This is a genomic window from Acinetobacter sp. CS-2, assembly GCF_016599715.1.
Classification (GTDB): domain Bacteria; phylum Pseudomonadota; class Gammaproteobacteria; order Pseudomonadales; family Moraxellaceae; genus Acinetobacter.
Map to the genome: position 1 here is coordinate 79,491 of NZ_CP067019.1, position 13,163 is coordinate 92,653.

Below are 13,163 nucleotides of genomic sequence, written 5' to 3' on the forward strand. Positions count from 1 at the left end.
AGATGACTTTAAAATATATAAAAAGTGATTTATACCGTTATACGGGCAATCTTGGTTTTAAATCATTTTTGAAAACTTATTTTTTCAATCGTGGTTTTAATTTTTCATTTTGGCTGCGTTTGGCCAGTGCAAAATCATTTTGGGCAAAGTTGGCTTATCCCATTTATTATTATAAAAAAAAGCAGTACGGCATAGATATTCATACCACAACTCAAATTGGATATGGTCTGTTTATTGGTCATGGCGGGCCGCTGGTTGTTAACCCTACGACTGTGCTTGGCAATAATGTAAATTTATCGCAATTTACAACGATTGGTGCCAATGGCGGCCGTCAAGCAGCAGAAATTGGTGACAATGTTTATATTGGGCCAAATGTCTGCATTATTGAGCATGTAAAAATTGGCAATAATGCCACTATCGGTGCGGGCAGCGTTGTGACCAAAGATATTCCTGAAAATGCAACTGCGGTAGGAAACTACGCGAAGGTGATCAGCATGAATAACCCGGGTCATGCAGTCAATCGTCGTTGGACCGATCTCTAAACGACTATATTTTCGGGATCTTTTGGAATGGGCAATACTTGAGTCCCTTTGACGGTTGAAATATTTTACAAATCTGATGGTCTCGAACAGGGTATAATCATTGCTATAAATGGATACCATTCCCCCATTTTCATCTAATCTTAAGAGTGAACCATGTTAAAGCGCTTATTGGATATTGTTATTGCATCATCTGCGCTGGTGCTGCTGTCTCCTGTATATGCTTTTGTGGCATATAAGGTGCGAAAAAATTTGGGTTCACCCGTGTTGTTCCGTCAGGTGCGTCCGGGGCTCAATGGCAAACCTTTTGAAATGATCAAATTCCGTAGTATGAAAGATGCGGTTGATGCACAAGGTCATTCCTTGCCTGACAGTGAGCGTTTAACACCCTTTGGTCAAATGCTGCGCTCCAGCAGTTTAGATGAAATGCCTGAACTGTGGAATGTGCTTAAAGGCGAGATGAGCATTGTCGGGCCACGACCACTGCTGATGGAATATTTACCCCTCTATAATGAGCAACAAGCCAAACGTCATAACGTGCGTCCGGGCATCACAGGGTATGCGCAAGTGAATGGTCGTAATGCCATTTCATGGGAAAAGAAATTTGAGCTAGACACATGGTATGTCGAAAACCGTTCATTATGGCTCGATTTTAAAATCATGCTGAAAACGGTACAAAAAGTATTGTCTAAAGATGATATTAGTGCCGAAGGTGAAGCGACCATAAGTAAATTTACGGGTACTTCGGAGCCTAAAGATGACTAAGCTCTATGCAATTTATGGCGCTTCAGGCTGCGGGCGCAGTTTAATGCCTGTTGCACGTCAGCAATTAGTACGTGAAAGCGATGCTTCAGAAATCGTATTTATTGATGATGCCTTGGAATCGGTTGCAGACGTAAATGGTCATCGTGCCATAAATTACCTCACATTTTTAAACGAAACGGCTTCAGAAAAATACGTGCAAATTGCGATTGCCAATAGTCATGTACGAGAAAAGATCGCTCAGCGTTTAAAGATGGATGGCATTCAGCTTTGGTCGATCATCGCGGACCATGTGGTTTTAATGGATCAAATAGAGCTCGATGAAGGCTCTGCTTTAAGTCCATTTGTCACCATTGGCTCAAATGTCAGAATCGGTAAGTGTTTTCAAGCCAATTTATACAGTTATGTCGAGCATGATTGCGTGATTGGGGATTTCGTTACTTTTGCACCAGGCATAAAATGCAACGGCAATATTCATATTCACGACCATGCCTATATTGGCGCAGGTGCCATGATTAAGCAGGGCACCCCCGATCGGCCTTTAGTGATTGGCAAAGGTGCGATTGTCGGCATGGGTGCCGTGGTCACCAAAAGTGTCCCTGCAGGCGCAACAGTGGTGGGAAATCCTGCCCGTATTGTGACGAAAAAATAGATTTTTAAACTCGATTTTGGGACTAGGAAAACTCCATGTTAAACAGTGCATTTGAACCTTGGCCAAGCTTTACTCAAGCAGAAGCCGATGCGGTATCAAAAGTCCTTTTATCCAATAAAGTGAATTATTGGACAGGACAAGAGTGCCGTGAGTTTGAAAAGGAATTTGCAGCATTTGCACAGACGCAGTATGCCGTCGCTGTGGCCAATGGTACAGTCGCACTGGATGTAGCATTAAAAGCCTTAGGTATTGGTGCAGGCGATGATGTGATTGTCACTTCACGGACGTTCTTGGCTTCAGCAAGCTCGATTGTGACTGCAGGCGCCAATCCTATTTTCGCTGATGTAGAGCTGGATTCACAAAATATCTCACGCCGTACCATTGAAGCAGTGATCACGCCAAATACCAAAGCGATTATTTGTGTACATTTGGCAGGTTGGATGTGTGATATGGATCCGATCATGCAATTGGCTGAGGAAAAAGGCATCTTCGTGATTGAGGATTGTGCTCAAGCACATGGCGCAAAGTACAAAGGCAAATCGGCAGGTTCAATCGGTCATATTGGTGCATGGTCATTCTGCCAAGACAAAATTATGACTACAGGTGGTGAAGGCGGCATGGTCACCACCAATGATGAAGATCTGTGGAAAAAAATGTGGTCGTATAAAGATCACGGAAAAAATTATGACAGCGTCTACAACACTCAGCATCCGCCGGGATTCCGTTGGCTGCATGACTCATTTGGTACCAACTGGCGCATGATGGAAATGCAGGCGGTCATTGGTCGTCTGCAACTCAAACAAATGCCCGAATGGACTGCAAAACGTAATGCTAATATGGCGCGCATCCAAGCCGCTTTTGAAAATAGCCCCTATTTTACTGTAGTTAAACCCTCTAGCGACTATGTACATGCAGCCTATAAATGCTATGTGCAAGTGAATACTTCAGCCTTGCCTGAAGATTGGTCGCGTGACCGCATCATGGCAGAAATCAATGCATTGAATGTGCCTTGTTTTAGCGGCTCGTGTTCAGAAGTGTATTTAGAAAAAGCATTTGATGGTACGCCTTGGCGTCCTGCACATTCTTTGCCGCAAGCTAAACAGCTTGGTGCATCAAGCTTAATGTTCCTTGTACACCCAACATTGTCTGAGCACAGCCTGCAGAAAACCGTGGATGCGATCCAAGCGGTGATAGCAAAAATCTAAACCTGAAAAGAGCGTATAATATGCGCTCTCATTCGCTTTATTGACCCTATTTGAGCATCTTGTGAAAGACTTTATCCGTTCTATAGCATCATTACCGCGTCGCCAAAAACAAATCGTTTTGGTGCTGATGGATATTTGTGTTTTACCGTTAATGATGTGGCTTGCTTATGCCATACGTTTGGCACGTCCCAATGTTCAGGTCATGCAAGGGCTGGATGCTTGGTATATTTATGTCGGTATTTTTGGCATTGCTATTTTTGCCTTACTCGGCATTTATAGCGCGATTGTACGCTCCTTCAATGAAGACTATTTGCTACGGATCTCGATTGCGACATTTATTCAAATTGTTGGGTTATATGCGGTTAAGAAACTTGGTTTAGCCTTTATTCCTATGAGTATTCCGCTCATGTATGGCTTTATGCTGTTTTCATACATGTGGTGGAGCCGTGCCGTCATTCGCTACGCTACTCTTAAAACTTTTGCCAAAAAGCAAAGCCGTAAACGTGTGGCAATTTATGGCGCAGGGCTGGCAGGACAACAAATTGCAGCAGCTTTAAACCGCTCAGATGATTATTTGCCCGTGTGTTTTATTGACGATAAGCGCTCCTTACAAGGTCAGTCACTGAGTGGTTTAAAAATTTATTCACCCAAAAAAGCGCAAGCAAAACTTGGAAAATTTGGCATTGAAGAAGTATTACTTGCCATGCCTTCCGTTGGTCGTGCACGGAAAAAAGAGATTATTGAGTCTTTTGATACGGCAGATGTCAAAATTATGGAACTGCCAGGGGTAACCCAACTGGTCGATGGTAAGGTTAAAGTTTCAGATATCCGTGAAGTGGATATTATCGACCTATTGGGGCGTGATCCTGTACCGCCGAAACCTGAACTGTTAGAAAAAAATATTAAAAATAAAGTGGTCATGGTGACAGGGGCGGGCGGTTCGATTGGCTCGGAGTTATGCCGTCAGATTGTGAAGCATCAGCCGAAAATGCTCGTGTTGTTTGAAATGTCTGAATTTGCTTTGTATTCAATCGACCGCGAATTGCAGGCTTCTGATATACAAATTATTCCAGTGCTAGGTTCTGTCACCAATCAGCAAAAATTAGAACGTATTATTCAAGAATACAAAGTGCAAACGATTTATCACGCTGCAGCTTATAAACATGTACCACTTGTTGAAGCAAACCCATTTGAAGGTATTTATAATACCTCCATTGGTACACAGCGTAGTGTAGATGCAGCGGTAAAACAAAATGTTGAAACCTTCGTTTTAATTTCTACAGATAAAGCGGTACGTCCAACCAATGTCATGGGCGCGTCTAAACGTATGGCAGAATTGTATTGTCAGGGTCTAGCGTCGACGAATCCAAAAACGCAAATTAGTATTGTGCGCTTTGGCAATGTACTTGGTTCGTCAGGTTCTGTCGTCCCTTTGTTTAAAAAGCAGATTGCTCAAGGCGGGCCTGTTACAGTAACGCACCCAGAAGTAACGCGTTATTTTATGACCATTCCTGAGGCAGCGCAGCTTGTGATTCAGGCAGGTGCGATGGGGACTGGCGGTGATGTATTTTTATTGGATATGGGCGAGTCAGTTAAAATAGTAGACTTAGCTAAACAAATGATTCGTTTGAGTGGTTTTCGAGCTATAGATGAAAATGGTATAGGTGATATTGAGATACAATTTACAGGTCTACGTCCGGGTGAAAAGTTATATGAAGAGTTGTTAATTGATGCTGAAAATGCTGAAAAAACGGATCATGAAAGGATATTAAAGTCTTTCGAGAAGTTTTTTACCTATGCTGAAATGCATGACACTTTTATTCAGTTTGAAAAATACTCTCAACATGAAAATTTGAGTGACTTGTTTGGTCGATTGAAACACTATGTTGATGGGTTTAGAAATTAATATGAATTTTATGAAAAAATAGCCCTTTATTAGATGCAGAACATAAATAATGTCAAAAAAAATATTTTCTAACTCGCTTTGGATGATGTCTGAAAAGTTGGTCTCGATATTTGGTCTTATATTTGTGACTTCATTTGTAGCTAAATATATTGGACCAGAAAATTTTGGAAAGTTAACTTTCGCTAGTTCGATTTTTGCAATTATTCAAACGATTGCAATGTTTGGTTCAGAAAATATTATTTTTCAAAAGACAGCTAAAAATCGACGGCTAGGTGAATATATTATTGATTCAACTAAAATTATTCGTGATTTTATGTATGTTTCTTTATCTTTGCTTACTTTAGTTTATATTTATTTTTTTGCTGATCAGCTTACGTTTATTTTTTCTGTCGCTACGAGTATTGCGATATATTTTGCAGTTCATGATGTATACATCATTTACTTTAATGCTATTTTGCAATCTAAGGTTAATGCATATTGTAATATTTTTGCTCTAATGATCTCTTTGCTTGTGCGCTATTGTATTGCAAAATTTCAACTTACTGTTGAACTGTTAAGTGTACCGATTATTCTAATTACTATAGTACCTTTTTTTATTCGAAAATATTTATTTAATAAAGTTAAATTGGAAAAAGGTCATGTTACAAAAGAGCGAGTAAATAGATATCGTAAATTTATGCTTAGTATTGGTCGTAAACTTATTTTTTACTCTTTGTCAGTTGCAGTATTTACAAAGACATCACAGTTATTCCTTGGTCTGAAATCTCAGTATGACCTTGGGATTTATACTGTAGCAATGACTCTGGGTAATAGTTTTTACTTTGTGCTCGTTGCTATTATTTCATCTTATTTTACTCAAATTTATATAGAAAAAGACTTCGAGCAAAGCCAAAAAATGGTTGCAAAACTGAGTGTAATGATTGTTGCTATTTGCTTTGCAGTAATGGCTTTTTTTGGTGTGACAGGACATTATATTGTTCAGTGGCTATATGGGGCTGAGTATGCAAGTGTTGATGAAATTTTACTGTTTACTGTAGTGGTTACGCTATTTTCGGGTTTATCTACTGTCGCAGAAAAGTATTTATTGAAATTTAATGCATATGATTATTTAAAGAAAAAGACACTATATCTAGTTACTTTTAATCTTGTTCTAACAGCGCTATTTGTTCATTTATGGGGTCTAAAAGGAGCGATTACAGCGATTTTAATTACAGAAATTATGTCTTTTACTGTATTTAATTATTTTTATAAAAAAGGAATTATTTTCGATACTCAAAAACGAATGTTCCTTTTATCAACTTATAGGAAGAACACTTGCAATGACTAAGCTAAGTCTAATCATTCCAATTTATAAAGTGGAAAACTACATCATAGAGTGCTTAGAGAGTGTGTGCTGCCAATTAGTTGAGGGCCTTGAAGTAATCTTGGTTAACGATGGAACACCTGACAGCTCTATGTTAATGGCTCGCAAGTATATATCTGAGAAATATGCTCACTTAGTAAATCAGTTTGTTTTTATTGATCAAGAGAATCAAGGTTTAAGTGGTGCAAGAAATACAGGTATTCAAGAAGCAAAAGGTAAATATTTAATGTTTCTAGATTCGGATGATATTCTTGAAGAGGAGTGCGTATCTAAAGTATTTAAAATTTTAGAAGAAAATGAAGTAGATCTTATTCAATTTAAAGCGTATCGATTCAAAGACTCCTCAAAAGAAAAAGTAAACTTTATGCCTGATAGTCCTTTTATTGGTAATTGTTTGATAAATGATGATATTTTAAAATTTGTATTTAATACTTCAAATTGGTTCTCTTGGTTGCGGGTTTATCATAAAAAATTATTTAAAGAACGCGAATTTCCTATTCGTAAATTTTATGAAGATGCTTATACGACACCATTTATATTTTTAGATTCTAAAAGTATTTTTTTTAGTAATGAATATTTATTAGGATATAGATTTAATGATCAAGGGATTACTGCAAAAATTACGGAAAAAAGCTTAGATGATTTAAAAGGTATTGCTGAGTTATTTACTAATAATATTCCTAAATGTAGCTATTTTAATTTGAGTTTAATTTCTATCAGTCAATACTATATTACACAAAGCTTAAAATCTGAGGGCATTTTTCAAGCAAGACAACGTTGGTCCGAACTAAAGAAAATGATCAACGGAAGTGAGTTTAATGAAAAATCACTTAAAAATCGAGGGAATAAGTTATTTTATCAGTTCGGTGTTGTTTTTCTTGTTTTAGAACAAGTATTGTTAAAGCTTAAGGTTAAATAATGGGTAATATCTGCTTTTTAATAGGAAATATTGATCATTCAGGTGGTACTGAACGAGTAACAACAATTATTGCAAATGAATTTGCTCAAAAAAATTTTCAAGTTCATATCTTATCCCTCAGTAGTAATGATATTCCTTTTTTTGAACAACATGAAAATATTAAGAATAGTAGTTTGTTCAATACTAATATTTCAATGCGCCGTCATTTATTGACTGTGATTTCAAGAATTAGGAAGTATTTAATTGAACATCAAATTGATACGCTAATAGTGGTAGATAGTATCAGTTGTGTTTTTACTGTTCCTGCATGTTTTGGATTGAAGATCAATCATATTTGTTGGGAGCATTTTAATTTCAAAGTTAATTTGGGATCACGTTTTCGCAATTTAGGTCGTTGGATGGCTGCGAAATGGTGTTCTAGAATAGTGACGTTGACTGAGCGGGATAAAATTTTTTGGGTTGAACAATATCCAAATATTAAAGAAAAAATCTCTGTTATCGCAAATCCGAGTCTTTTTCAAAATCTAGACCATCAGCCCTCATTGGAAAATAGGACTGTATTGGCAGTGGGGCGTTTAGATTATATTAAAGGATTCGATTTGTTGTTAGAGGCGTGGGCGCTTGTCTGCAAAAAAATTGATGAAAGATGGATGTTAAACATAGTTGGTGGTGGGCAAGAAGAGGCTAATTTAAAGCAGCTCACACAGGATCTAAATATTGAATCAAGAGTGATTTTTTCTGGGCAGCAAAAAAATGTTGATCCATTTTATAAAAATGCTTCTATATACTGTTTGAGTTCTAGGAATGAAGGTTTTCCTATGGTTTTATTGGAGGCGCAAAGCTATGGTTTACCTATAGTCGCTTTTGATTGTGATACAGGGCCTGCTGAAATAGTCTTAAATGGAAAAAATGGTTATTTGTGTAAACTAAGTCAGATATCTGATTTTTCTGTTGCAATATTAGATGTAATATCAACTAAAGATAAATATGAAAATTTCGTGAAATCAGCTTTCCTGAATAGTAAAAAATTTAGAATTGAAGCTATTACTGAAAAATGGCAGGATATATTGAGTGATTAATTTAATTATTAATAGACGAAAACTTTACTCGCTATTAGCTTTTCCTCTGGCATTAATAATTGTCAGTATTCCCTGGTTAAGTAACTATTCTGGATATAGAGATATAGATGCATTTACGTATGTGAATTTACTTGATTTAGGTATGTATGATGAATCTTTAAAATATAGTTTCTCAAATATTATTTCATATGTGAAAAATGAGTGGGTTTGGGGCTTTTTTGTAACATTTTTAAGTGCGATAGGTTTGTCATCAAAATTTATTTTTTTTACTTTCATCCCGTTTTTAATTTATTTTATTTTAGTCCGAATTTTAATATTTAAAACTAATATTTATTATTGTATTTTTTTGATACACCCATTATTGATTCTATTTAACTTTAGTCAGCTTCGTTTAGCACTGGCAATATCATTGTTTTTTTATGCATATTACTTTTTTAGGAAAAATTTAGCTGTTTTCTTTATTTTAACTTTAATTTGTATATTTATGCATACATCAATGGTGTTATTTGTATCGGTATTTTATTTTATTAGTATTTTACTGGATAGAATTAATAGGATTGATGTTAAACTGGTTTCTTTAGTTTTATTTGGTTTTTTGCTCGCATTTTTAACCGGTCCATTTATTTCAGTGATTTTGGGAGCAATTGGCGATAACCGTCGTTCAGAAATTTATTCAAGTAATGAGTGGAACTCTTCCTATTTATCATCAGTATATTGGTTGTCTTTATTGATGGTTTTTTTTGTTGATGTTTATAAAAGAAAAATTATTAGTTTTGAGGTTGCGGCTAGTATTGTTTTTATTTCACTAGTCATAATTAGTCCATTTTTTACAGGCGGTTACCCATATAGGTTTTTAACGGCAGTTTTAATTTTGATTATTATTGCTATTTCTCAGTTGAGTTTGAAAAATAGGATCTTGGCAAGCTCTTTGTTAATGATCAGTTTTATTCAACAGTCAATAACAATTATGCATTGGATTTAATTAATGAAAATCCTATATTTAATTACAGGCCTAGGCGGTGGCGGCGCAGAAAAAGTTGTGGCTGACCTTGCAAACCAAATGTTCCAAAGTGGGCATCAAGTTAAAATTGCCTATTTAAAAGGTGAGGTCGTTGTACGACCTAAAAGTAATGAAATAGAATTGGTTTATTTAGGATTAGAGTCTCTTAAACAATCTACTTCTGCGTATAAAAAATATAAAAATCTTTTGCAGACTTTTAAACCGCATGTAGTGCATGCACATATGGTTCATGCCAATATTTTTGCACGTTTATCTCGTATCTTTCTCCCGATTCCAAAGTTAATTTGCACTGCGCACAGTAATAATGAGGGAGGAAAAGCCCGAATGTTAGCGTATAGGGCCACACATTATTTATCAGACTTGACAACAAATGTAAGTCAATCTGCATCTGACAGTTTTGAGACGCTTGGCGCAGTTCCAAAAAATGGCATAACAACAATTTATAATGGAATTGATTTAGAGCGATTTCAACGGAATGAACAAGCAAATCTGGAAGTGCGTTTAGCCCTTGGACTATCTGACAATGATTTAATGCTGTTGGCTGTAGGGCGATTACACGAAGCAAAAGATTATCCCAATTTATTTCATGCTATTGAAATCTTATTGAAACAAGATGATGAGCATAAAAACATCTATTTATTTGTAGTTGGCGATGGTGATTTAAGATCGGAATTAGAACATCTCATTACTGAAAAAAAACTAAGTACTCAAGTTCACTTACTTGGAAGAAGAAATGATATTCCACAATTAATGTCAGCTGCTGATTTATTTATTCTTTCTTCTTCTTTCGAAGGCTTTGGTTTAGTTGTGGCTGAAGCAATGGCGTGTCAAACTTACGTTGTTGCAACTGACTGTGGTGGAGTGAAAGAAGTGATGGGGGATACAGGAATATTAGTTCAACCTCAAAATAGCTTAGATCTGGCTCAAGCTTTGATGCGAGCAATTAATCTGTCTGACGTAGAAGTTATTCAAAATAATATGAAAGCGGTTATGCATGTAAGCAAAAATTTTGATTTAAAAATTATTGTGACGAAGTGGTTAGAAATATATGCAAAATAAAAAGATTATAATCATCGGTACAACTGCATCTAATCTCTATATTTTTAGGAAAGACTTTATAGCAGCGTGTATTGTAAAAAAAATAGACGTTGTCGTTTTTGTTTCGGAATATACGGCTGAGTGGATTGCTAAATTATCTGAATTAGGTGCAGACGTAGTGACTTACAAATTAAGTCGTGGTGGCTTAAATCCGTTTGCGGATATTCAAACAACCATGGAACTAATTAATAAAATAAAAAGTATAAATCCAGATATTGTTTTATCTTATTCCGCGAAACCTGTTATTTATGGCTCTATTGCCGCTAAAGCAGCGAAAGTTCCAGACATCGTCGGTATGCTTGAGGGGCTAGGTTACACTTTTACCGATCAACCAGAAGGGCAGAACTTTAAAACGAAACTGGTTCGTAATATTCAAGTGTTATTATATAGAATCGCATTTAAATTTATGGATAAAATAATTTTTTTAAATCGAGATGATAAAAAAGACTTAATGCATTTTTATAACTTCAAAAAACCTGAAGCTTATATCCTTGGTGGTATCGGTTTAAACTTAAACAATTATCAATTTTCTACGGCTTTAGTCCAACCCGTTAAATTTTTATTTATTGGTCGTTTACTAAAGGAAAAGGGGGTATTTGAACTAATTGAAGCTATACGTATTGTCAAATCAAAATATCCTAATTGTTCTTTTACAGTACTTGGAGCGATTGATCATGAAAATTTAGGTGCTTTGAAACAAGAAAAACTTGATGAACTAATTGCTGAAAAATTATTTGAGTATCCAGGTTATGTAGCTAATGTGCAGGAGTGGATCACAAATTCGAGTGTTTTTGTCCTACCATCCTATAGAGAAGGTGTACCTCGTAGTACCCAAGAAGCGATGGCTATTGGCCGTCCTGTGATTACGACAGATGTACCGGGTTGTCGTGATACTGTAATTGATGGGGTCAATGGATTCTTAATTCCTAAATGGGATGTGAATGCACTTGTAGAAAAAATGTGTTTTTTTATTGAAAACCCTGACCAAATCAACATTATGGGCAAAGAAAGTTATAAAATTGCCTGTGAAAAATTTGATGTTGTTAAAGTGAATAAAAAACTATTTGAAATTATGGAAATTAAAGACTGATATGAAACGTTTAGTTGATGTTGTCATCTCACTAATAGCACTAATCCTCTTATCACCAATTTTTTGCTTAGTTGCATTTAAAGTCCGTAAAAACTTAGGTTCTCCAATCTTTTTTCTGCAAGAACGTCCGGGTAAAGATGGCAAGCTTTTTAAAATGATTAAGTTTCGGTCGATGAAAGATGCAGTGGATAAAGAAGGTAATCCATTACCAGATGAACAGCGTATTACGTCTTTTGGACAAAAATTGCGTTCTACAAGTTTAGATGAAATGCCACAACTCATAAATGTCTTAAAGGGCGATATGAGTGTTGTTGGACCACGACCTATGCTTAAAGACTTTGTAGCATTATATTCACCAGAGCAAGCTCGCCGTTTGGAAGTTAAGCCTGGTATGACTGGTCTAGCACAGGTAAGTGGTCGAAATGAACTTGATTATGAAGAGCGTTTTAAATGCGATGTTTGGTATGTAGATAACCATAATACTTGGGTTGATTTTAAAATCATGTTCAAAACAGTCGGTGTGATGACGAAACGCGAAGGTATTAATGCACCAGGTCATGTTGGCCCTTCTTTATTTCAAGGGAACGATCCTGAAAAAATTAAAGATGAAATCAGGTCATAAATTTTTATTAGTGAACTATTTGTAATGATCAAAAAAGCCCTTCTTCCCGTTGCAGGTTTAGGTACACGCTTTTTGCCTGCGAGTAAATCTATTCCCAAAGAAATGGTCACAGTGGTTGACCGCCCAGCCATTGAATATGTAGTTAAAGAAGCAGTTGCAGCAGGTATTGAACAAATCATTTTAGTGACACACTCCTCAAAAGCATCCATTGAAAATTACTTTGATCGTAACTTTGAGCTGGAAACCACTCTAGAACATAAAAAGAAATTTGATTTACTCAAAGAAATCACTGAAATTTTACCGCCAAATGTGAGTGTAATCAGTGTACGCCAGCCTCAGCCACTAGGTTTAGGTCATGCTGTACTGTGTGCTAAAGCTGTTGTAGGGGATGATGGTTTTGCAGTATTACTGCCAGATGTTCTTGTAAAAGACTCATCGGAAACCAATGATTTGAGTTTAATGATCCAACGTTTTGATGAAACCCATGCATCACAAATTATGGTTGAAGCTGTACCAGATCACATGGTAGATCAATACGGCATTGTCGATGTTGCATCGATACCTGCAGAAGGTCAAAGCATCGTCATGCAAGGCATTGTCGAAAAACCGGCAGTCGGCACTGCGCCATCCAATTTATCTGTAGTTGGACGTTATATCTTACCGGCTAAAATCATGCAATTGCTCGAAAATACGCCTAAAGGTGCAGGTAATGAGATTCAGTTGACCGATGCAATTGCAGCTTTGCAAGCGACCGATACAGTGGAAGCCTATCGCATGAAAGGTCAAACTTTTGATTGCGGCAGTAAATTGGGCTATCTCAAAGCGGTTTTACATTATGGCGTAGACCATCCAAAGTTAGGTGAGGAATTTAAAGCGCTGATCAAAGAACTAAAACTATAAAAAGAGA

At 36.5% G+C, this 13,163-nt stretch carries 13 protein-coding genes; all 13 read left to right on the forward strand.

Annotated features, from left to right (window positions below):
- The first annotated feature begins 2 nt into the window (after positions 1 to 2).
- The 13 genes from JFY49_RS00365 (at position 3) to galU (ending at position 13,156) form a co-directional block, all read left to right on the forward strand.
- Positions 3 to 542: a serine O-acetyltransferase gene (locus JFY49_RS00365; RefSeq protein WP_180003610.1), complete on the forward strand. Its 540-nt coding sequence runs from the start codon at positions 3 to 5 to the stop codon at positions 540 to 542.
- 153 nt (positions 543 to 695) lie between these two features.
- Positions 696 to 1,304: a sugar transferase gene (locus JFY49_RS00370; RefSeq protein WP_094148644.1), complete on the forward strand. Its 609-nt coding sequence runs from the start codon at positions 696 to 698 to the stop codon at positions 1,302 to 1,304.
- Complete coding sequence (locus JFY49_RS00375) at positions 1,297 to 1,953, forward strand: acetyltransferase (protein ID WP_200223432.1); 657 nt, start codon at positions 1,297 to 1,299, stop codon at positions 1,951 to 1,953. The genes JFY49_RS00370 and JFY49_RS00375 overlap by 8 nt, the downstream gene beginning before the upstream one ends.
- Before the next feature lie 35 nt (positions 1,954 to 1,988).
- Positions 1,989 to 3,158, forward strand: a complete 1,170-nt coding sequence (locus JFY49_RS00380; protein WP_200223433.1) for a DegT/DnrJ/EryC1/StrS family aminotransferase — start codon at positions 1,989 to 1,991, stop codon at positions 3,156 to 3,158.
- A 61-nt stretch (positions 3,159 to 3,219) separates the two neighbouring features.
- The gene (locus tag JFY49_RS00385; protein ID WP_200223435.1) at positions 3,220 to 5,064 is read left to right on the forward strand and encodes a polysaccharide biosynthesis protein; all 1,845 of its coding nucleotides are present in this window, start codon (positions 3,220 to 3,222) and stop codon (positions 5,062 to 5,064) included.
- Positions 5,065 to 5,146: 82 nt separating this feature from the next.
- Positions 5,147 to 6,391 carry a polysaccharide biosynthesis protein gene (locus JFY49_RS00390; RefSeq protein WP_227609577.1) on the forward strand — a complete coding sequence of 415 codons (1,245 nt, stop codon included), beginning with the start codon at positions 5,147 to 5,149 and terminating at the stop codon, positions 6,389 to 6,391.
- On the forward strand, positions 6,384 to 7,346 hold the full coding sequence (locus tag JFY49_RS00395; RefSeq protein WP_200223437.1) for a glycosyltransferase family 2 protein: 963 nt from the start codon (positions 6,384 to 6,386) through the stop codon (positions 7,344 to 7,346). The genes JFY49_RS00390 and JFY49_RS00395 overlap by 8 nt, the downstream gene beginning before the upstream one ends.
- Complete coding sequence (locus JFY49_RS00400; protein WP_200223438.1) at positions 7,346 to 8,425, forward strand: glycosyltransferase family 4 protein; 1,080 nt, start codon at positions 7,346 to 7,348, stop codon at positions 8,423 to 8,425. Before JFY49_RS00395 ends, JFY49_RS00400 begins: the two co-directional genes overlap by 1 nt.
- Positions 8,418 to 9,407: an EpsG family protein gene (locus JFY49_RS00405; protein WP_200223439.1), complete on the forward strand. Its 990-nt coding sequence runs from the start codon at positions 8,418 to 8,420 to the stop codon at positions 9,405 to 9,407. Before JFY49_RS00400 ends, JFY49_RS00405 begins: the two co-directional genes overlap by 8 nt.
- 3 nt (positions 9,408 to 9,410) lie before the next feature.
- Positions 9,411 to 10,505: a glycosyltransferase gene (locus JFY49_RS00410; RefSeq protein ID WP_200223440.1), complete on the forward strand. Its 1,095-nt coding sequence runs from the start codon at positions 9,411 to 9,413 to the stop codon at positions 10,503 to 10,505.
- Complete coding sequence (locus tag JFY49_RS00415; protein WP_200223442.1) at positions 10,495 to 11,634, forward strand: glycosyltransferase family 4 protein; 1,140 nt, start codon at positions 10,495 to 10,497, stop codon at positions 11,632 to 11,634. The genes JFY49_RS00410 and JFY49_RS00415 overlap by 11 nt, the downstream gene beginning before the upstream one ends.
- A gap of 1 nt (position 11,635) precedes the next feature.
- The gene (locus tag JFY49_RS00420) at positions 11,636 to 12,256 is read left to right on the forward strand and encodes a sugar transferase (protein ID WP_200223443.1); all 621 of its coding nucleotides are present in this window, start codon (positions 11,636 to 11,638) and stop codon (positions 12,254 to 12,256) included.
- 24 nt (positions 12,257 to 12,280) lie between these two features.
- Positions 12,281 to 13,156 carry a UTP--glucose-1-phosphate uridylyltransferase GalU gene (gene galU / locus JFY49_RS00425; RefSeq protein ID WP_200223444.1) on the forward strand — a complete coding sequence of 292 codons (876 nt, stop codon included), beginning with the start codon at positions 12,281 to 12,283 and terminating at the stop codon, positions 13,154 to 13,156.
- Positions 13,157 to 13,163 lie beyond the last annotated feature (7 nt).

What these genes read in the sequence shown, in the direction of transcription:
- JFY49_RS00365 (WP_180003610.1), top strand. Translation starts at nt 3, where the DNA reads ATGACTTTAAAATATATAAAAAGTGATTTATACCGTTATACGGGCAAT.
- JFY49_RS00410 (WP_200223440.1), top strand. Translation starts at nt 9,411, where the DNA reads ATGAAAATCCTATATTTAATTACAGGCCTAGGCGGTGGCGGCGCAGAA.
- JFY49_RS00370 (WP_094148644.1), top strand. Translation starts at nt 696, where the DNA reads ATGTTAAAGCGCTTATTGGATATTGTTATTGCATCATCTGCGCTGGTG.
- JFY49_RS00415 (WP_200223442.1), top strand. Translation starts at nt 10,495, where the DNA reads ATGCAAAATAAAAAGATTATAATCATCGGTACAACTGCATCTAATCTC.
- JFY49_RS00395 (WP_200223437.1), top strand. Translation starts at nt 6,384, where the DNA reads ATGACTAAGCTAAGTCTAATCATTCCAATTTATAAAGTGGAAAACTAC.
- galU (WP_200223444.1), top strand. Translation starts at nt 12,281, where the DNA reads ATGATCAAAAAAGCCCTTCTTCCCGTTGCAGGTTTAGGTACACGCTTT.
- JFY49_RS00380 (WP_200223433.1), top strand. Translation starts at nt 1,989, where the DNA reads ATGTTAAACAGTGCATTTGAACCTTGGCCAAGCTTTACTCAAGCAGAA.
- JFY49_RS00375 (WP_200223432.1), top strand. Translation starts at nt 1,297, where the DNA reads ATGACTAAGCTCTATGCAATTTATGGCGCTTCAGGCTGCGGGCGCAGT.
- JFY49_RS00420 (WP_200223443.1), top strand. Translation starts at nt 11,636, where the DNA reads ATGAAACGTTTAGTTGATGTTGTCATCTCACTAATAGCACTAATCCTC.
- JFY49_RS00390 (WP_227609577.1), top strand. Translation starts at nt 5,147, where the DNA reads ATGATGTCTGAAAAGTTGGTCTCGATATTTGGTCTTATATTTGTGACT.
- JFY49_RS00400 (WP_200223438.1), top strand. Translation starts at nt 7,346, where the DNA reads ATGGGTAATATCTGCTTTTTAATAGGAAATATTGATCATTCAGGTGGT.